The sequence below is a fragment of the Ohtaekwangia koreensis genome, assembly GCF_900167975.1.
GTDB lineage: Bacteria > Bacteroidota > Bacteroidia > Cytophagales > Cyclobacteriaceae > Ohtaekwangia > Ohtaekwangia koreensis.
This window is the reverse complement of record NZ_FUZU01000001.1, coordinates 2,978,660-2,999,304: the sequence shown is the minus strand read 5'-3', so window position 1 is coordinate 2,999,304 and position 20,645 is coordinate 2,978,660. Positions and strand designations below refer to the sequence as shown.

Here is a 20,645-nt window from a genome sequence, read left to right as displayed (position 1 = left end):
TTAACTACGCTGTCTTCCATGCAAATTCATGTTTAACCAATTCATTGCGGCAGAAAGTAAGATAACCACAGTTCAAAGTCGTGATTTATAATGAACTGAAATCCGGAGAGAATCCGTCAACAATCTTAACTGCGTTGATGGAAGAGTTAATACGATCAGTGCTATTTAAAGAGTTTTTCGGAGCAAGTATATATATTCAATCCCACTCATTTTTCATGCGTGTAACCCAGTTGATAGCATGATATCTTTCATACAGAATACCCCGATTAAACTTAAAGTCCTGCGAGCCATTCAGGTGGGCTTCTCTTGCTGCCCAGTTAAGTCTGAAAGTGAGATCGGATTGATCAATGATTTCAGATACGGATTTTGTGGCGGCTGAGTCAATGAAATTGTTGGCACTTGTCATGAATGCAGGAAGAAGGCTAAACATGGCAGGTATATTTACTTCTTCTATTGGTAAATCCAGTGTGTCAACTTTATTGATAGTCCACATCAAAAGCCAGATGGCCTCCGATCGCCAGTATATTTTCGCTACATCTTCATCGGTAAGTATTGGTTTTGTGAAGAGCATTTTTTCCTCTTGTGAAGCAGCATCCCAAACACCTTCTGCTTGCAGAAACTGAACGATCTGTTTTCGTAGTACATCATCTTCTGCAGCGCAGTTCAGATACGTCAAAATTATAATCCGCCTTGCAATCTCCTGAGGCGCGCGCAATGTAACATTACTATCTTCCTCCAAAGGAGGCAAGTCGTCATGTAAGAATACATCCAGCTCTTTTAACAAATTCTCTATATGTTGTTTTCTTTCTATAGCGCTCATCTTTGGGGATTCCTTGAATTAGCGGACATTGTAATTTTTCGTAAAATAATCTTTGGAGTTATCAAAACCAACGATCCGGATACTGTTACTCTACATTTCATCGGTAACTAAAAAAAATTATTATAGTTTATTTGGCAACCAATCGGCTTCTGCTTATTAGTTAAGAAGGCTGGTGTGTTGTTCATTTCTGAACTATACCTCTGGTCATAACTGGACATTTATATAGTGAGGAAGGCGCTTACGCCAGTGATTCACAGATTTTGTTTCTGGCATTAAAGTGGAAACGTAAAAGTAAAACACCTTGGTACTATGAAATATACTTTTGCACGGTCCAGATCTATGGCCATGACAATGTCTTTATTATTGGGAGGCCTGATAACAAACGCTCAGTCGAATGAGCAGCCAACGGACATAAAGGTACTCACCGAAACAATCCTTCATCTGGACAGTCTTTTTTGGCAAGCCTACAATGCCTGTGATGTAGACAAGATGGCCACGTTCTTCACCGATGACGTGGAGTTCTATCATGATAAAGGTGGTCTGACTACAACACGAGCAACGCTTATGGCAGTAACGCAGAAAGGTATGTGCGGCAATAGCAACTTTCGCCTGAGAAGAGAACCTGTAAAAGGAAGCGCAAAAGTTTTTGCCATGAATAACTACGGAGCTATACTTTCAGGCGAGCATGTGTTTTATATTCTCGAAAAAGGTAAAGCAGACCGACTTGATGGCAGAGCCCGCTTCACACATATCTGGCGATTCAAAGACAACGAATGGAAGATGCACCGTGTACTTAGCTACGACCATGGCCCAGCGCTCTCAGCCAAATAACACGATATCGATATATAGATATAGGTTACGATTAACCATGCTATAGCAAATAGCGCGGCCAATGAAGCGCCCGGTTGGGAAGGGGTTTGGTATCCCGCTCCATATTCTTCTTTGCCTTCTCCCCCATCAACACGCCCCCTATATTGACTGGCCACCGCCACATAGCCCACGTTGCCATCCTGCCAAGATAATATGCAACAGTGAAAGGCTTCCATATACCGAAGTTTCACCGGCCATCACGATTGGAAATAATACACGATATATACCTTTTTGCTTAGGCTCTGCCATGAATCCAATTACCTTAAGTCCGTCAGACAGATACGTGAATCTTATAGAGATTTATAGTTTTCAGAGACGCACTGAACACAGGATCAAACATGGTGATGCGCTTTACTACACTATCGGGAAGAACAAGAGGTTCTTTGCTTAAGATTTTTCCGTCTTGTGCTTCACTATGCGTGGGTAGTACAAGCAACAGAACAGCAACTATAAAATATACTTGGCATTTCATAGGGAGGATGTTTTGCTGACAAAGAAAAGCTACTCTTTAAAAATACTAATAAAATTAGAATGACGCAGAGCTGTAGTCATTCTGATTTCCTTTGGGCAAAGCTGAGGTTATGGGGCTGGAACGTTATTTATAGGGATATGTAAAATCCCATATATGAAAACAGAAAAGCAAAAAATGCTTGACGGAGAGTTGTATGACGCTCTTGACAGGCAACTCACTGATGAAAGAACTCGCGCCCGCTTGTTGCTAAAACAATTGAATGAGACGGCAGAAGATCAGCCTGAAGTTCGATCCGAAATCTTAAGGCAATTGATTCCGAATGCTGCACAGGGATTATGGTTGCAGCCTCCCTTTTACTGTGATTATGGATACAACATGGTGATCGGTGAAAAAGTATTTTTCAATTTCAACTGTGTGGTGCTGGATGTGACGTTTGTAAAAATCGGGAGCCGCACACTTTTTGGTCCAAGCGTCCAAATATATACTGCTACACATCCTATAGAGTATCGGGAACGCGCCTCTGGCCTGGAGTATGCTAAACCTATTACCATAGGCGAAGACGTATGGGTTGGAGGAAGTGCAATTATATGTCCCGGAGTTACTATAGGAGACCGTGCCGTGATCGGTGCCGGCAGCGTAATCACAAAAGACATTCCAGCGGATGTTTTCGCAGCTGGTAATCCCTGCAAAATCATCAGGACATTGACATGATATATATTGATCAGGCTTGTTTACAAAAAAATATCAAACAACTATTGAACTGTTGTTGTCATTCCGCTATAAATAAGAAGGGATGAATCACTTTCGTGATCCATCCTCTTCACCCCTATCCCCCAAAATATATACTATATTATATCAAGTACGTTAATTCCATCCGCCTCCGAGTGCCTGGTATACATTTACCATGGCATTCATTTGCTGCTTCTTGGTTTCAATCAGTTCAAACCTTGATTCCAGTGCGTCACGTTGTGTCAGTAACACTTCCATATAGTCAGCACGCGCCGACTTGAAAAGATTATTGGAAATGGTGATCGATTGTGTAAGGGCTTGTACCTCCTTCTCTTTTAAATCGTAACTCTTCTCCAGGTTGCTGATCTTGGAGAGCTGATTGACAACTTCAATGTAGGCGTTTAGAACCGTGCGTTGGTAATTATATACCGCCTGGATCTGCTTGGCATTGGCGCTATAATAGGTGGCTTTTATAGCGTTCCGGTTTACCAGTGGTGCCATCAAATCTCCTGCTACAGAATATAGCAGTGATTGAGGTGTCTTTACCAGGTAGGTTGGATCAAACGACTCAAACCCTACACCGGCAGATATACCGAGTGAAGGATAAAAGTTAGCCTTGGCAACTTTTACATTCAACTTGGCGGCCATCAGGTCAAACTCGGCTTGCTTGATATCCGGTCGGTTCTCCAGTAACTGCGAAGGTATACCGCCATATATAGTACCCGGTACCAGCGTATCGAAGCTTTGCGAATTTCTCTGAATAGGCCTTGGATACCGGCCCACCAGGAAGTTAATCCGGTTTTCAGTTTCAATGATACTTTGCTGTATATTAAACTGAAGACTTCTTGTATTGAGTACCTGCGCTTCAAACCTCCTTACAGCAAGTTCAGTAACACGCGTAGCTTCCTTCTGAAGTTTTACAATCTCCAAGGCATTACTCTGAATCTCAATGTTGGTTTTTATGATGGCGAGTTGATTGTCGAGTGCCAGTAATTCATAGTATGAATTGGCAATCTCTGCGATCAGATTTGTCACCATGAAATTTTTCCCTTCTACAGAAGAAAGATACCGGCTCACGGCTGCTTTTTTAGCGTTGTGCAGCTTGCCCCATACATCTACTTCCCAGGTGGCATACGCTCCCAGATAATAATTAGGCAACGGATCAGGTGTTTCTCTTCCCGGTTTAATATCGGTAGTGGCTTCACTCGCTCCTATATTGGTATAGCGCCCCACTTTGTCAACACCCGCGCCACCACGTATTCCTACAAAAGGCAGGTACTCTCCTTTTCGAGCGCGTATTTCATTGCGTGCAATCTGGATTTCCTGTAGCGTAATGTTCAACTCCTGGTTGTTCATCAGCGCTGTGTCGATCAGGGCATTCAAGTATGGATCTGTGAAGAATTCTTTCCACTTGATCTTAGCCGTGTTGGTTGTATCCTGCGAGCTGATATAGCTCGCAGGAACAGTTTTATCTTCTTTCTTCTGGACAACTCCCGGTACGCTACATGCGGTATATAACAGGGATATATATAGTATCCCGGTGTATATCAAAATTTTATTCCTAGCCATGGTGCTCACTTTCTTCAGTTAATGGTTTATCATGTTCATCTTTAATAAGCTGGCGGCCTTCGGCGAGTGTACCGAATATATAGTACAAGCCGGGTACGATGATTACCCCGAACACTGTCCCGAAAAGCATACCGCCCAGGGAAGACGCTCCGATAGTACGGTTACCGATAGCCCCGGGACCCGTTGCAAGTACCAGCGGAATCAAACCAGCGATGAAGGCGAATGAAGTCATTAATATAGGACGGAAACGTACTTTCGCTCCTTCGATAGCGGCTTCCAGTACCGTGAATCCTTCACGATGTTTCTGTACGGCAAATTCGACAATCAACACCGCGTTCTTACCGAGCAGCCCGACCAGCATCACAAGCCCAACCTGCGCATATATATCATTGGCCAGCCCAAGAAACTTGAGTAGAATAAAGGCTCCGAACACCCCGGCAGGCAATGAGAAAATCACCGCTAAAGGCAACAAGAAACTTTCGTATTGTGCTGCCAGAACCATGTATACAAAGCCTAGCACAATCAGGAATATATATAGTGCTTCATTTCCTCGCATCACTTCGTCTTTTGAAAGACCACCCCAATCTATATCATAGCCACGCGGCAGCGTTTGCTTGGCCACTTCCTGTACTGCCTTGATTGCTTCACCACTGCTAAAGCCTTTCGCGGCACCGCCTCGTATGGCAGCAGTAGTATACATATTATAGCGGTTGATCTCGTTGGCTCCTTGTGTCTTTTTGATTTTCATAAAAGCCGAGAACGGTACCATTTCACCATGGTCATTTTTTACCCACATGTTCAGTACATCTTCGGGTAACTTTCTGTATTCCGGTGAGGCCTGCACGAACACTTTGAAGAAACGTTGGAATTTTATAAAACCAAGTTCGTATGTACTGCCTATCAAGACCGACAGCGTGTTCATGGCGTTACCAATGGAAACCCCTTTTTGCATAGCCTTCGCGTTGTCGATCTCAAGTTCATACTGAGGATAGTTGGCACTGAAGAACGTGAACAGACCCGTGAGCTCTTTGCGTTTGCGCAGCTCGGTCATGAATTCATCATTCACTTTTTCAAGGGCCTTGTAGTCACCCGTGTTCGTCTTATCGAGCAATTGCAAAGAGAAACCACCCGCAGCTCCATATCCAGGCACAGCCGGTGGATCAAAGAATTCTATCGTTGCCCCCGGAATAACTTTTGCTTTTTCTTCCAGCTCGATAATAATATCGGTAACAGTATGCTCACGCTCTGACCACGGCTTTAAGTTGATAAGACATGTACCCGCATTCGATCCGCGTCCTTCGGTTAACACTTCATAACCAGCCAGCGCAGAAACAGATTCTATACCATCGACTTTCTCGGCTACAGCTTGCAATTTACGTGCTATATCATTGGTACGTTCCAGCGTTGAGCCGGGAGGTGTTTGGATAATCGCATAGATCATCCCCTGGTCTTCACTTGGTATAAATCCCGAAGGCATGATGTTGGTGACTATAAATATACCGGTACAGAATACCAGTAGTATACCAAAGGTCACAATGCGCTTATTTACAATCAACTTGAGCAGCCATACATATTTACCGGTGAGTTTATCGAAGCCGGTATTAAAGCCATCGAGACCTCTGTTGACCCATGTTTTCTTGCGTGGCTTTCCATGTGTATTCTTCAGGATCATCGCGCAGAGCACCGGTGTGAGGGTAAGTGCTACGATACCGGAGAGAACGATAGATGTCGCCATGGTAATGGAAAACTGTCTGTAGAATATACCGACAGGACCCGTCATAAAAGCTACCGGTACAAACACAGCCGTCATCAGCAACGTGATGGCTATAACAGCACCACTGATTTCACCAAGAACTTTCTTTACTGCGTTATAGGGAGATAGATGTTCTTCGGCCATTTTCGCATGCACCGCCTCGACTACCACAATCGCATCATCGACCACTATACCAATGGCAAGTACCAATGCAAAAAGTGTAATCATGTTGATGGTAAGCCCAAAGAGCTGCATGAACATAAACGCACCAATCAGCGACACAGGAACCGCCAGGGTTGGTATCAACGTTGACCGCCAGTCACCCAAGAACACAAATACTACTAATGCCACGAGTATAAATGCGTCTCTTAAGGTGTGAATAACATTCTCAGTGGATGCATCCAAAAAGTTGGAAACGTCATAACTTATTTTATAGTCCATGCCCGGAGGAAACGAACTTACTTTCAGTTCATCGAGCTTGGCTTTTACACTTTTAATTACGTCACTCGCATTACTACCATACGTTTGTTTCAATACAATCGCTGCTGATGGAAAGTTGTTCAGATTCGAGTATATATCATAGTATTCACTTCCCAGTTCTACATTGGCTATATCTTTGAGCCGGAGAATCTCTCCGTTGGCATTAGCCTTAATGATTACATTCTTATACTGATCAGGGTCATTGAACCTGCCCGGGTATGACAATACATACTCGAGCGCCTCTGCACGTTTACCATCACTTCGGCCTATACGGCCTGGTGACCCAATAACACTTTGATCACCCAATGCTTCCATCACCTCATCTGCCGAAATATTATAGGCACGCATCCGGTCAGGTTTCAACCACACACGCATCGCGTATTGACGACTTCCTAATATACTGGCCTGTCCTATACCGTTGATCCTTTGCAATTCCGGCAACATGTTAACACCGGCAAAGTTGAAAAGGAACTTCATGTCTGCGTGAGGATCTTTACTATACAGGTTAACATACATGAGCATGTTTGGTACAATACGGTTTACGATCACACCTTCACGTTGCACCAGTATAGGCAGCCTGTTCAACACCTGAGCTATACGCGTATTGACGTTCACTACAGCCTGGTCGGGATTGGTACCCAGGTTGAACACGATCTGTATATTCGCTTCTCCTGCGCTGGTTGCATCAGAAGTCATATACTTCATACCGGGCACACCATTCACGGCTTGCTCGAGTGGAATGAGAACGGATTCGGTGAGCACTTTGGCGCTGGCTCCGGGATACGATGCCCGTACGATTACCATCGGTGGCGAGATCTCCGGGAACTGTGATATAGGCAATGTATTAATCGCCAGTATACCCATGAAAACAATGACCAGCGATATCACGATAGCGAATACCGGTCTATGAATAAATTCCTTAAACATTTTCTGTATTTTGAATGGTTACGTTATTCGGTATATACTTTCAGGTGCGGAATCACCGTCTTTGGGTCCTGATAGTCAAACGCTATCTTATCACCATCTTTCACTTTCCGAATGCCTTCCAGGAGAATCTTATCCCCTGCCGATATGCCCTCATTGACGATATATATATCCGGCAGTTCTGCAGCAATGCTAATTTCCCTGGAGCGTACCACGTTATCTTTATCTACTACAAATGCATATTTCTTCTCGAGGATTTCAAAGGTTGCTTTCTGTGGAATGATGAGTGCGTCTTTGAGCGGTACAGTCATTTGTATATTCCCGGTTTCACCATGTCTCAACAGCCCGTCAGGATTCGGAAAAGTCGCTCTGAAAGCAATGTTCCCGGTTTCGTTATTAAAGTCGGCTTCGATAGTCTCTACCACACCGCTATATTTGAACAATTCATGATTGGCCATGAGCAGGTTAACCTTCAACATGTTATCCTTTTTTTCTTTTGCTTTATACTCGAGATATTCAGCTTCAGGTACGTTGAAATATACCCACATCTTGCTGTTGTCTGATAATGTTGTAAGCAGATCGCCTTCATCCACAAGACTACCAAGCCTTACCTGGAAGTGATCCATGATACCATTGAACGGAGCGCGAATTTCTGTAAAGCCCAAATGAACCTGTGCTAATGCTAACTCAGCTTTTGCTTTGTCCAATTTCGCTTTCGCTAACGCTAATTCATTTTTCGACACCACATTGCTATCGGCAAGCGACTTTGTATTTTTATATTCTATCTCTGCGAAATTCGCTTCAGCCTGTGCCTTCTGTGTTTCTGCTTTATATAGCAGCGGCATGATCTGGAACATGAGTTGTCCCTTCTTCAAAGACTGGCCTTCATCTACAAAGATTTTTTCCAGGTAGCCTCTTTCAAGTGCCCTAAGTTCAATGTGACTTATAGCGTGGATCTGACATACATACTCACGCGTGACTAACGTGTCTCTCTTTAAAGGGCTTGTAACTAAGTATTTAGTTTCTTCCACCTTCTCTTCTTTTTTTGACTCGCAGCTTGTATGGCACAACAAGGCACATAAGCTTAAGAGCACTAGAATCTGCTTCATGCTAATAATAAATTGTTAAACGATAATTTTCCTAAGAGACTTCTATGGAATGTGAAGTGGTATAACACATCCTGTGCGATCCATTCTCGTATTGATCATGGAGGCGTAGAAGAATAAAATTGTAAATGGAGATGTAGGTGTAATTCCCTACAGTGTTTTCAAATCATATCCTGATGACCAGGAACATGAGATACCTGTTGGATGCGGTATAAGAATGACGCCGATAAAAAGGTGATACACCTTTATTAGTACTGGAAAAATGTGAAGGCGCCTGTGTGAATAAAGCAGATAGAAAGTAATGACTGCTCGCAAAATACTTTTTGATGGAAGCTTGTTCGTGTTCATCTTCCTCTTCTTCGCGTACCTCGGTTACATCGATCTTAAAGTACTGCTTTTTACCATGCGATGAAGCAGATCTCGGAAATAGTGCAAGTCGGTTTTGCTGCGTAACGAAATTAACATGATCCGGCTTTTCAGAAGACACTTCAGAAGCAGCGTGATCATATCCAGCGGAAGCATAGGCCTCCCGTTGGATATATCCGCTCAGCAGAAAAATGCAGAGCGGCAGAAAAAATCTATTCACGAAATTCTTCATCAAGGCGCAACTTATGTAAAGTTAGTTTTCCATGCAAGTGCCTGAAAAAATTGATCAAACTAGCTAACGATTGCAGTGGTAAGTTGTTGCAAAAACGCATATAAATACTTTCAAAAATATTTTGAATTTCTCCTTCGGAAAAGCGCGTTTTCAAGCCTTCATCCAAGCGAAAATAAATTCATATATACTATGTGACTTTTTATAAAAATGGACTGTTTCGATCGAACAGCTCGCAAAGGCAGGCTCGCTCTATATCTTTAGCGCGAGTACCAAATCGGATATACTTCTTTGAGATAGCTTTTTATGGAACATAACGCTTTTAGCAAAAATGACTTTACTACCACAATTTCGTCCAGAAAGAACATCTCAAGTTTACAGCATAATTATGTATCCATCCTTATTTCAATATTAAGTGTATGTTAAAGTATGGTTTGGCAAGCGGTGGGTTATCAAACGCCTCTCCGGCAATTCGGCTACTTTATCCGCCTCGTGTGAGATATAGCTTAACGTGGGCAAAACTTCGTAAGATTATGTCATGTAAAAAAGCGAAAGGCATGTCATCAAGCGCCTTTCTTTTTCACGTGTATAGCGAATTTGTTTTAGTTGTGAAGAACCTTCTGAACACTTACGGCTACGTCCGTTGCCCCGGTAGTATATATAGTATATATACTACCGGTTACCAGGTCAGGCACTTCAAAAATACCAATGCTGTTTCGCGATACGGTATATAGAGTTGCAGTGAGAGCGCTCCGGGGTCAAACGTTGAATAACCACTTTCTATGTTGATGGTAAGATTACTAACAATCGTTTCTCCATTGGAATCTTTGATATAGATATTGGACGGTGCAGCATCACTCAGGTGGATGAACTTAACCTTCACCTTATTGCATGAAAACTGTTATTGATTTATACTCATATCTCTGAACCAGTTTTTTGCTGATTCTACGTCTTTGAAAAAAGCTGTCGTCATCCCTTCTTTTTCTCCATTGTCCTTGACACTTTCACTATACTCCTCTGTTGCCATGTTAGTCCACTCGCTTTCAGATATCACAAAGCCTACATGCTTTATGCCAGCAGCAATGGCGCGGGGTGTCCAATCTTTAATGACCCATTTAATACCTTCATCATCAAAAGCTCCCGTTAATGTGGTGTCAGGAAGCCACATCATTTTTCCTGTTTCCTTAATTTTTTCCTTCATAAACTCAAGCCCGAAATCGAGATGTAATTTGAATTCTTCCAGCATCATGAATTTCAGAGTGGTCGCGATAACACAGGGAACACTTGGGTCGTAATCAAGCGTTGCATATTCTTTTTCAAAAATTCTTGTAATCATAATTGTATTTATTATTTGATAATTGGTTTTTATTTTAAACTATTTTATAACCAGGCCGTCACACCAAGATTAATTGACATTCCTCTCACATCCGTTCGCCATCATTTAAGATTATTTAATTGAACGATAAGAATTGATAAGGTTAAAACTGTTTTATCCAGTCAACAGCGTTTTCCATGTTGTCGAAATGTTTACTCGACAGATCTTCCATATGCCCAGACATTCCTTCAAGAGACATTTGAGTAAAAATATCCTGATGATCGTTGCTGAATGGGAGAAGCCTGCTTTACGAGCTCTCGAAATCCAGTCTGTTAAAATCCACTGCTGATCATCGGGGTGTACTGCACCCAACTGACGGACATCACCCACCAGTTTACCTGTTTTGAAATGTTCAAAAGCAGCGATGAGAATATTTGTGCCTTCTTTGAACTCCTGAGATGTGGGAAAGACTTTCCATTCATGTATCAGTATATGGTTGCCTTCATCATAGCGTATGATGAAAGAATCTTTTTCAAAATAATTTTGTATAAACATTAAAGGTTTAGATGATTCAGAACTGTTTTAGCCAATCAATAGCTGCTTCCGTGTTGTCAAAATATTTATTCTGAAAGTCACCTACCTCACTGACAATACCGTCTATTGACATTTCAGTAAAAACGTCAGAAGGCATTATAAGAGCAGCCTTCGAATAGCCAAACTTAAGTGCAGGATTATGAAAATTTGAAATAGTCCATTCCTGGTCAACTGGACTGATAACACCTAAATAGCGAACATCCCATATTACCTTCCCCGTTTTAAAATGCTGTATTGCCGGAATAACAGCTCCTAACGCTTCTCTGTATTCTACAGACGTAGATGGGCTTATAAATTTTGCTATCAGTATATGATTGACTTCATCGTAGCTGATAGTGTAGTAATCTCTTTCAAAATAAGTTTGCATTATTGTTAGTTTATAATTGATTCCTGATTATTGAATGTTATTTGGTTTGTCTATATACTGTGATTTGAACCTGTTCTACTTTTCGGAACCACTCCTTCCCTGAACTCCACAGAAGTGGGTCGAGCGAACCACATCAAAATCAGGATGTGCTCGGCTTTGCTGTATTTGATCTTGATGTAATCTTTTTCAAAAGAAGTTTCCATGTAATTAAAATCTAGTTATCACGGATTGTTTTAGTAAGGTTGGCTATCACCTTCTCTTTCAGTTCAAGCGCTGCCATCTGAATGAAAATATCAGCTGCAATGATGAGTGCTATATGTGACTGGCCTGCTTTAGCGCAATTTTTCTTCCTGCGTGCGGAGTTCCTCTGCTTGTGCCTGGCTTTCTTTTGCCTTCAGCTTTTCAATGACTTTTAACATCATCTGTTTTTGAGTTTCCGCTTGCGACTTCATCCGCTCAAGGTCTTTGCTCCGCTGTGCTTCAGCCTCCAGGGTAGCCCGTAATTCTTCCTCCTGAGCCTGGAGTTCCTCCGCTTGCACCTGACTCGCCTGGAGCATTTTCTTTGTTTCTTCCTGTGCCTTGATCAGCTTCGTAACATCGGTTGAGAATTGAGCTACGGCAGTTACTTCACCTTGTTCATTTTTAATCGGAATATATTTAACTATAAAATGAGTTTCCGATTGACTTTGAGAAGTCATCTCAAGGGCCTCACCGGAAAGACTTTTATCAAACATTTGCTTAAGCACATCCCGCTCTGTAGCAGGGATGAGTTGTAAAAGATTAGAGTCTGCTTTTTCGATTGAAATGCCGATTGCCTCGTATCCAGTCCTGGCCACCTGATTGGAGTGGATGATTTTATATTCGTGATCGAACGTAAGAATAGAATCCGTTGATGCATTGATCAGGTTCCGCATATAAAGTTCCTGGGCTTTAGATTCTCTCATCATACGTTCCATGCCTTCTTGCGTAGTTTGTAATTCTTCCATGTTTTGTCGCATCTCTTCTTCTTGTGCCTGGAGCTTCTCACTATTTTGCTGAGACTCCCACAATAATTTTTCGGTTTGCTCATGTAGTTGCGATGAAGCAATTGCAGATGCAACACTCTCGGCTTGCTTTTCCATGAAAGCAATTTCGTGTGGAGCTAACGTATTGAATGACGCTATTTCAATGACACCATATACTTGCTCATTCAGCTTTAGCGGAACAATCAATATGCTTGAGGGAAGTGCCTCTCCCAAACCTGAGGTAATTTGTATATAGTCTTCCGGTATATTGGTTATATATATAGTATCTGCTTCAAGTACGGCTTGGCCAAGCAAACCTTCGCCCAGATGAATTTTCCGTTGAATAAATTTTTTACGATCATAGGCATAACAAGCATCTAATTCTAAATATTGGTTTTTCGTATCACCTCGCAGAATAAATAAACCACCTTGGTTGGCCTTTAGGTATCGTACCAGAAAACTGACGAGTTCAATCCCCATGGTTTGTCTATCAATGGTATATTCGCGGAGAAGTGTGGCAAACTTGGTCATGCCTTCAGCAGCCCATTGCCTTTTCTTGCCTTCGATCTCTGTCTGTCGGAGTTTTTCCTGCATGATCAACAATGCATTTCCCAAAGTATCGTCCGTGCTTGCAGGAGTGAGTTGATTATCATATTTACCCGCTCCAACTTGATTGGCAAAATTCGCTGAGGCTTTCAGATGAGCTACTAACCTATTGATGGAACAGATTATTATACCCATCTCATTTTTTGGTTCTTGCAATGGTGCAGGCTGCTTACCCAGTGCTACTTCCGACAGATAATCACTTGCTGTTAAAAGAGGATTAATAGTAACCTTAACCAACGAGTAAACTAATAAACTAGCTAACCCTAAGCTTCCTACAATTAAAACCAGGATAATCAACTGAGCTATCCTCATCCGATGTGAAAGTGAAACACTTTCACTGCGAATAAAATCTCGTTGTTCTTGAATAAGTTTAGCAGAGCCATCTTTAATAGCATCGAAGACTGGACGCTGATGTTGGTTCAGCGCTAAAGCCAATTCAAGTTTACCCCTATATTCATATCTCACCGTTGAATCTTGTTTCTGCGCTGCCGCGAAAAGCGAGCGGATTTTAGTTTCCGTTTGCTTTTGCAAGTGTTGGTAGTCGATCAAGTTGTTTAATAATTTCGCAATCTCTTCTTCGTTGATATTAATTTTATCTTCTTCTATTTTTGATTTCAAAACAGCGGCAGCGGGAGTAATCTTATCTTCCCATATTCCATGGCGAAGTTTGTTGAATTCTTCTTTTTCTATTAGGAGAAAGGAACGGGATTCAAGTTCGGCTAACGCTACATATTTGCTAATCGTTTCTAATTGCAGCAAGATTTGCAGTTGCTGACCATTAAGCTGATCCTGTTGAGCAATTACCGTATTATTGCAGTAATAACTATATAGGTTACTCAAAACAATAATCAGTACCAGCAAAGCAGAGCTCAAAATAATTTGATTTTTGATGGTATGATTGGAAGGCTGCCAAATGGTTTTCATTCTTGATAAATTAGTAATATGTACATGGAGTGGCTTATCACTCATTCATGAAGTATATATTCTTGAAAGTTTCCTTGATTTATATAATTGTACGCGACCTCAAACAGAATTTAGCCGTGGCTGAATAGGCATCGACATGCTACTTCAATGAGGTACAGCTATATATTGAACAATTAGTAATTCAAAAATTTCTTAACGATTCACGAAGCCACTCCTTTGCGGACTCAATGTCTTCGAATATAGCGGTTACCATCTTTGCGGATGATTGATTTTGTTCATTCAGATCAACGTAATTCTGAACTGGAATTTTTCCGAACACATCAGACGGCAACACGAATGCGACATGCTGTATACCTTCTGCCAGAGCTCTGGGATTCCAATCTCTAACAGCCCATTCTTCACTTAGGTTGGCTTCCAATTGTGACGCATCTACAAGCCATGCTATTTTGCCATGTGTTTTTTTCTTTTCAATCAAGAATTTCAGTCCCAGGTTGAGGAAGTCTCTAAATTCTTCATCAAGTATATACCCAATATGCGTGGCAATAATGCATGGCACAGAAGGATCATAGTCGAGTGTTCCAATTTCTTGCGTATGCAGCCTGATTGTTGTTGGATGTTGGTTCATTGTTAATCCCATTATTTTTTAATTCTTCTTTATATATTGTTACTTGTGATTCGCTCATATTATCAAGACTGCTTTATCCATTTAATAGCAGCTTCCAGGTTATTGAAATAAGCAGTGGTAACCGTATTCATTACGGGGCGCCCTGTTTCTTCAATCACCCATTGTAAGTAAGCATCGTTTGGCAAAATGATTGCTTGATGAGAGTACCCTACTTTTATAGCCTCTTTAAACCATTCTGATGTAGCCCATTCTTGGTCATCGGGATGGAGGATGCCAAAGTTCGTTATGTCGGAAACCACCTTACCGGTTTTGAAATGCTCCATCACGGAAAGTAAAGTCTTGACGTTATCTCTGAATTCTACCGATAAAGGAGGTGTTTTCCACGTGATAATTATTGAGTAACTATTTTCATCATAGGTGAATAAAGCACACTCTGTTTCAAGGTATATCTGCATTCTTTTAGTTGTTGGTTGTTAATGGGTTACTTGTTTTATTCATTCTATATACCTTATAGATATAATCGGCTGCAAAAAACGGGCATCGATGTTACTTGTGATTCGTTCATATTACCTTTATCAAAACTGCTTTATCCATTTAGTAGCAGCTTCCAGGTTATTGAAATAAGCAGTGGTAACAATATTCATTATGGGGCTCATTGTTTCGTCAATTGCCATTTGTGAGTAAGCATCGTTTGGCAAAATGATTGCGGCATGAGAGTACCCTACTTTTATAGCCTCTTTAATCCATTCTGATGAAGTCCATTCTTGGTCATCGGGATGGAGGGTGCCAAAGTTCGTTGTATCGGCAACCACCTTGCCGGTTTTGAAATGCTCCATCGCTGAAAGTAAAGTCTTCAGGTTATCTCTGTATTCTACCGATAAAGGAGGTATTTTCCACGTGATAATTATTGAGCAACTATTTTCATCATAGGTGGTTAAAGCGCACTCTGTTTCAAGGTATATCTGCATTTTTTTAGCTGTTGGTTGTTATTTAATTACTTGTTTATTCATTCTATAATACCTTATTAGGGATATAATCGACTGCAAAAAACGGGCATCGATTCAATATATATTTTAGGGTATTGGTATAAATACTATCACTGCAAGGTTGATCCTGATTTGAAAAAAAAAAGCACAGAAATGAATGTCTGGTAACAAATGATTACCTCGGTATTTTTACGTAGTCACCAACCGGTATACTGATGCTACAGTGTATGTATACTTAAAAGTTGGGAAGCTGTATTTATGCTTTGCAAACTAAATCGGCCACAAAAAAAGCGTTAACAAAATGGTTACTATTACTACTCAATAGTCAAATCAATGTCTGACGATATTTTTTACCCAGCTGACAAGGACGTTATCAGGGTTATAAAAATGTATACTTGTAATGTTTAACAGGAGAAAGGAAAAAATTTCAACTGCTGACTTATTATTTTTAGGATAAAAAAATAAGTATGTTCTGTCGGATAATTTTTCTTCTGCATTTCCTTCTTCTTGTTTTTTCTACCGGGAATGCTCAAACGGTGAAAGTTGACAGCATACTTTCTGTTCTCACCAAGCTTCCGGAAGATACAAGCAAAGTATGGGCGCTTTTTGATTTGTGTAATCACTATAATCAGGAGGTTGATGAAAAGAAGGTTATAGAGACTGCCTGGGAGGCATTGGAACTTTCACGAAGTACCGATTTTGACAAAGGAATTTCCTTAGCGTATGGATTCCTCGGGGATGCGTACTCCACTATCGGGAACAAGCACAAGGCTCTTGAGTATCACTTGCTGGCGCTGCGTATTCAGGAGAAGGAAAGATACTTGTCGGATCTTGCCCGGACATATCATGATATAGGATCTATATATGTATACGAAGGAGCATTTGAGAGAGGACAGGAGTATTACAAGAAGGCAGTAACGCTTTGGAAACAACTTGGGGACGAACGAGGGCCGTTGCTTACGATGTATAACATCGGCCATATTTATGAACAACAGGGTAACGATTCCATCGCCCTGGAACAATATAAGTATGTGAGTTCTCAATCAGAGAAAACAGGTACCCGATATGTTTTGATAGCATCGTTGATTAATATGAGCGGTATATATGTCGCACGCAAAGACTATATCAATGGGTTTGTATGTATAATGAAAGCTCTTACGCTGGTGGATAAAAGCAACGGCATGGAGAAAGAACTGCTGGCCGAAATTTATGGTACACTCAGTGACGTTTATAGAGGCCAGAACGAACTTTCAAAAGCATTGACGATGGCTGAAAAAGGGTTGATGATTGGAAAAGAGACCAAACGAAAGTTATTCGTTCTTCAAAATTACAAGAGGTTAGCTGTAATTCATGAATCAATGGGAAATCATGCCAAGGGATATCAATCTATAGCATATTGTCTGGCCTTAAACGATACGCTTAAAAATGAAGAAGGCACGGATCGTATTGCGAAGTTAACCCTGAGCTATGAATTGGAGAAAAAAGACCTGGAGCTGAAAGCGCAGGCAGAACAGTATGAATCACGCCTGTTTCGCAGAAATACTTTTATCGTAGCATTGATCGTCCTTTTGCTACTCATTTTTTTAATCCTTAATCGTATAAAATTAATTATCCAAAAGAAACTGCTGGTAAAGCAGCAGAAACTGAAGCATTACACGCAACGCTTGGTTGAAAAATCAGAACTTATAGCCAGCATTAGTCAAGAGCTTGAATTGCTGAAGAATAGTCCAGCAGAGAGCGCTGGGAGCGCTGATTCTATTGATAAGTTCAATAGAATCATCCATTTGAAAATACATACCAAGGAAGATTGGGAGCACTTTAAGAAATCATTTGAAGAAGTATATCCTGAGTTTTTCGCAAAACTTCGGTATCACTATCCTTCTATAACGGCATCTGAATTACGGCTGGCCGCTATTACTAAATTAAATTTATCGGTCAAGGAAGCTTCTGTCATGTTGGATATTTCAGTTGATAGTATTAAGCAATCGCGGCACCGTCTTAAAAAAAGACTTGGCCTTGAAGAAGCTCAATCACTAAAGGATTTTATTGGCAGCCTGTAACGCAAATTGTGTGTGATTATAGATTATCATTCTTGTCCGACTAAAGATTTAAAAGAGCAGTTTGTTTAGAGCCACCCTTTTAGTTATGTTGAGTTAACACAAAACGTAACTATTCCAGATGAAAATACAATAGACATGGCTACGAATAAACATTACATTAACTGAAGAATGAATTCAGAAAATTACATGACAATAAACTGCTGGTATATCTTACAAAATTTTTTGATAACACATTTTTTCCAATAAGTAATTCTGGCACCTAAATTGGCATGGCAGTAATTATACTATCCCGGTCACAACAGCCATCATTTCAATCTATATACTAACGCCTTTTTCTACAGGCCATTTCGATTAAGGCTTCCAGTTATCTGTTCTGAAAGGTGAAGCAGGCAATCCTTCCTGGTTATACAGATTTGCATCATCCGGATTATTTCCCCAGGCATAACGTACCGCTACCGGATTCTTAACATCGGGATGATACACTATAACTTTACCATTTTCGATATATGCTTTTGCCCAAACAAACTTTTGATCATCGCCTGCTATAGCGAACGACTTCAGGTAACCATACTTGTCTTTTATTACCAGGCCGCTACCGACATTATCAAAGGTGAGAATAAGTTTATTATCCGTCTTTTGCATTGATTTATATACGGGCCCTGAGTATACAACGTCCTGGTTATACGCAACGTGCAGGGCTGAAAGTGCAAGCCTCAATCCTACATCTTGTTTGTTGCGCGGATGAATATCTCCGGCCTCTCCTATATCTATGATAACGGCCTGACCTGTGGAAGGAAGCGCCAACGTTGCACTTTGTGCTTCGCGAAGGGCTGCCCATTCGCTGGAAGCAGGCGTGGCATCGGGGGCCATAAAATTGGCTAACTGCACCCATAAAAAAGGAAACTGCTGATTCCACTTGGAGCGCCAGTTGTTTATCAATTCCGGAAATAATGCTTTATAGCGTTCGGCTTCCCATGTATTGGCTTCACCCTGGTACCAGATCACACCTTTGATCGGCAAGGATATAAACGGAGCGATCATCGCGTTATAGAGTTGTGATGGATATGCATTCGGCCCGCCCGCCTGAAGTCCGTACTGCGTATTGAGTACAGACACTTTATAAAGCCACTCTCCTGCCAAATCAATTCTCTTGGTGTTTATTTCCAGAAATAGTTTTTCCGGAGCGCCATATATACCACCACCACCGGCACCATCGGTTACACGCACTACCAGTATGTTCTTGCCGGGTTGAAGTATATTTCCTGCTATCGGGTAATTCCGCTCAGCGTTCCATCCGTTTGTCCCCCCCACAAGCTTGCCATTCAGGTAAGTCTCATCTATATCATCGATCGGTCCTAAATGCAGTGTAGCGCTCCCTATATCTGCTGCATCGAGCGTAAATTCTTTTTTAAACCACACGATGCCATCGGCATTACCAATTTCGGTTTGCTCCCAAATTTTAGGTAATACAATCTTCTTCCATCCATCCGTATAGCCGGGCTCGTACCACTTTTCTGATTTGCCCTTTTCATTCTGCAATGCATCATAATATTTTCTTTGTTTTTCAGGAAGTTCTTTGGCTTCCAGGCGAAGAGCAGGCAGATCAAGTTTTTTGTACTCGTCTTTGGTATACATTATATCACTGCTCATCCAGGTCTGGATGTTTGTGCCTCCCCACGAGCTGTTAATCAAACCGATCGGCACATTTAGTTCAGCATTTAGTTTTCTCCCGAAAAAATAAGCGACAGCTGAAAAATCCCCGAGCGTTTCAGGATTGCATTCCAGCCATTGTCCTCCGGTAAGATCCTTCTCTGTATCGAAGCTCATTGCTTTTGGTACAGTGAACAACCGGATCTGCGGGTGATTACCATTGGCAATTTCCTCAGCAGCGTGATTGGTAGTTTTAACGATCCACTCCATGTTCGACTGACCACTGCCAACCCATATATCTCCCACAAGTATATTTTTCAGCGTGATGGTATTCTTCCCTTTCACAACCAACTCGTAAGGGCCTCCATGTGACATAGCCTTCAGAGAAAGTTTCCAATTACCGTTTTTATCGGCCTTCGTTTTTGCCGTTGCTCCATGAAAAGTAACCGTAACAGATTCGGACGGCTTGGCCCAACCCCAAACATGAATGGGTTGATTGCGCTGCAACATCATATTGTCTGAAAAAATCTTTGGCAATACCACTTCAGCATGGACACTCAATGCCAGAGATATGAAAACAAAAGCAACCAAAGCGCTCGCTTTGAAAGTAGATAGAGGACCGATCTTGTTCATGGTGACGATAATGAATTTACGGCACAATGTACAACCTCTTTTTGAAACTGAACATACCCAGGTATATCCGGTTGAAGGCAGGAACAATTTTAGAGGACTTCATTAAACATTTCCCTATGAAACAGGGAAGTCAAATCGTCATTAACACGAAAATAAATTAAAGACAATATCAAACCATCAAATCATAGAATGCTTTATGAACAAGAGACTAATCCTTACGCTAATGTATATGGCCCTCGTCCTGTTTTATTTCGTCCTGATAAAGATGTAGCATGTTTATACACAAGATTGAAAGATGTTAGCACGACACCGATCCAATGTCGAATTTAGTTTGACAGATCGTAAGAATATGCGATTGCCCGCGTTCATTGCTTAAGTGGTGCTCACAGACCAGGATGTTAATGCCTGTTTTTTTTATATATATACATCAAAAAAAATATACCGCACCAAGTCAATTGTCGCCACATTTCCACAAATATAAATCTTTGGCTATGTCATAATCCCCATCTACGCTGCTTACAAGGCAGGGATGGTTTTTGGTTTATGTCCAGAAAAAAAATAAA

General features: G+C 41.3%; 19 protein-coding genes. 3 read left to right on the top strand and 16 right to left on the bottom strand.

What is annotated here, in order from left to right:
- Positions 1-196: 196 nt before the first annotated feature.
- Positions 197-820, bottom strand: coding sequence for a DUF4272 domain-containing protein (locus B5Y40_RS11840; RefSeq protein WP_079686860.1), 624 nt, complete (start codon positions 818-820; stop codon positions 197-199).
- 309 nt (positions 821-1,129) lie between these two features.
- Between B5Y40_RS11840 and B5Y40_RS11835 the strand changes: the two genes are divergently transcribed.
- Complete coding sequence (locus tag B5Y40_RS11835) at positions 1,130-1,651, top strand: nuclear transport factor 2 family protein (RefSeq protein WP_079686859.1); 522 nt, start codon at positions 1,130-1,132, stop codon at positions 1,649-1,651.
- A 138-nt stretch (positions 1,652-1,789) separates the two neighbouring features.
- Here B5Y40_RS11835 and B5Y40_RS29625 read toward each other — a convergent pair whose 3' ends face one another.
- Both B5Y40_RS29625 and B5Y40_RS11830 read right to left on the bottom strand, forming a co-directional pair.
- Entirely contained in the window at positions 1,790-1,939 is a 150-nt protein-coding gene (locus B5Y40_RS29625) for a hypothetical protein (protein WP_159453678.1), read from the bottom strand.
- A gap of 22 nt (positions 1,940-1,961) precedes the next feature.
- A complete protein-coding gene (locus B5Y40_RS11830) occupies positions 1,962-2,162 on the bottom strand; it encodes a hypothetical protein (RefSeq protein WP_079686858.1) in 201 nt (66 codons plus the stop codon).
- Between the two features lie 153 nt (positions 2,163-2,315).
- On the opposite strand from B5Y40_RS11830, the gene B5Y40_RS11825 reads away from it, so the two are divergent.
- Positions 2,316-2,873, top strand: coding sequence for a sugar O-acetyltransferase (locus B5Y40_RS11825; RefSeq protein ID WP_079686857.1), 558 nt, complete (start codon positions 2,316-2,318; stop codon positions 2,871-2,873).
- Positions 2,874-3,026: 153 nt separating this feature from the next.
- Here the strand turns inward: B5Y40_RS11825 and B5Y40_RS11820 are convergent, their stop codons facing one another.
- From B5Y40_RS11820 to B5Y40_RS11760, 12 genes are all read right to left on the bottom strand, one after another.
- Positions 3,027-4,460: a TolC family protein gene (locus tag B5Y40_RS11820; RefSeq protein WP_079686856.1), complete on the bottom strand. Its 1,434-nt coding sequence runs from the start codon at positions 4,458-4,460 to the stop codon at positions 3,027-3,029.
- Positions 4,453-7,620, bottom strand: coding sequence for an efflux RND transporter permease subunit (locus B5Y40_RS11815; protein WP_079686855.1), 3,168 nt, complete (start codon positions 7,618-7,620; stop codon positions 4,453-4,455). Before B5Y40_RS11815 ends, B5Y40_RS11820 begins: the two co-directional genes overlap by 8 nt.
- A gap of 23 nt (positions 7,621-7,643) precedes the next feature.
- Complete coding sequence (locus B5Y40_RS11810) at positions 7,644-8,726, bottom strand: efflux RND transporter periplasmic adaptor subunit (protein ID WP_079686854.1); 1,083 nt, start codon at positions 8,724-8,726, stop codon at positions 7,644-7,646.
- Between the two features lie 163 nt (positions 8,727-8,889).
- The gene (locus tag B5Y40_RS11805; RefSeq protein WP_221408908.1) at positions 8,890-9,309 is read right to left on the bottom strand and encodes a hypothetical protein; all 420 of its coding nucleotides are present in this window, start codon (positions 9,307-9,309) and stop codon (positions 8,890-8,892) included.
- Positions 9,310-9,997: 688 nt separating this feature from the next.
- Positions 9,998-10,201, bottom strand: coding sequence for a DUF4397 domain-containing protein (locus B5Y40_RS11795; protein ID WP_079686851.1), 204 nt, complete (start codon positions 10,199-10,201; stop codon positions 9,998-10,000).
- A gap of 18 nt (positions 10,202-10,219) precedes the next feature.
- A complete protein-coding gene (locus B5Y40_RS11790; RefSeq protein ID WP_079686850.1) occupies positions 10,220-10,654 on the bottom strand; it encodes a hypothetical protein in 435 nt (144 codons plus the stop codon).
- Positions 10,655-10,807: 153 nt separating this feature from the next.
- The gene (locus B5Y40_RS11785; RefSeq protein ID WP_079686849.1) at positions 10,808-11,188 is read right to left on the bottom strand and encodes a hypothetical protein; all 381 of its coding nucleotides are present in this window, start codon (positions 11,186-11,188) and stop codon (positions 10,808-10,810) included.
- 16 nt (positions 11,189-11,204) lie between these two features.
- Positions 11,205-11,594, bottom strand: a complete 390-nt coding sequence (locus tag B5Y40_RS11780) for a hypothetical protein (protein WP_079686848.1) — start codon at positions 11,592-11,594, stop codon at positions 11,205-11,207.
- 332 nt (positions 11,595-11,926) lie between these two features.
- Entirely contained in the window at positions 11,927-14,173 is a 2,247-nt protein-coding gene (locus B5Y40_RS11775) for a GAF domain-containing protein (RefSeq protein WP_079686847.1), read from the bottom strand.
- A gap of 136 nt (positions 14,174-14,309) precedes the next feature.
- Entirely contained in the window at positions 14,310-14,753 is a 444-nt protein-coding gene (locus tag B5Y40_RS11770; RefSeq protein WP_159453677.1) for an STAS/SEC14 domain-containing protein, read from the bottom strand.
- A gap of 62 nt (positions 14,754-14,815) precedes the next feature.
- Positions 14,816-15,208, bottom strand: coding sequence for a hypothetical protein (locus B5Y40_RS11765; protein ID WP_079686845.1), 393 nt, complete (start codon positions 15,206-15,208; stop codon positions 14,816-14,818).
- 120 nt (positions 15,209-15,328) lie between these two features.
- Positions 15,329-15,721 (bottom strand): hypothetical protein, encoded by a 393-nt coding sequence (locus B5Y40_RS11760; RefSeq protein WP_079686844.1) that lies wholly within the window; start codon positions 15,719-15,721, stop codon positions 15,329-15,331.
- 554 nt (positions 15,722-16,275) lie between these two features.
- Between B5Y40_RS11760 and B5Y40_RS11755 the strand changes: the two genes are divergently transcribed.
- The gene (locus tag B5Y40_RS11755; protein ID WP_221408907.1) at positions 16,276-17,799 is read left to right on the top strand and encodes a tetratricopeptide repeat protein; all 1,524 of its coding nucleotides are present in this window, start codon (positions 16,276-16,278) and stop codon (positions 17,797-17,799) included.
- A 351-nt stretch (positions 17,800-18,150) separates the two neighbouring features.
- Here B5Y40_RS11755 and B5Y40_RS11750 read toward each other — a convergent pair whose 3' ends face one another.
- Positions 18,151-20,082 (bottom strand): sialate O-acetylesterase, encoded by a 1,932-nt coding sequence (locus B5Y40_RS11750; RefSeq protein ID WP_079686842.1) that lies wholly within the window; start codon positions 20,080-20,082, stop codon positions 18,151-18,153.
- Positions 20,083-20,645 lie beyond the last annotated feature (563 nt).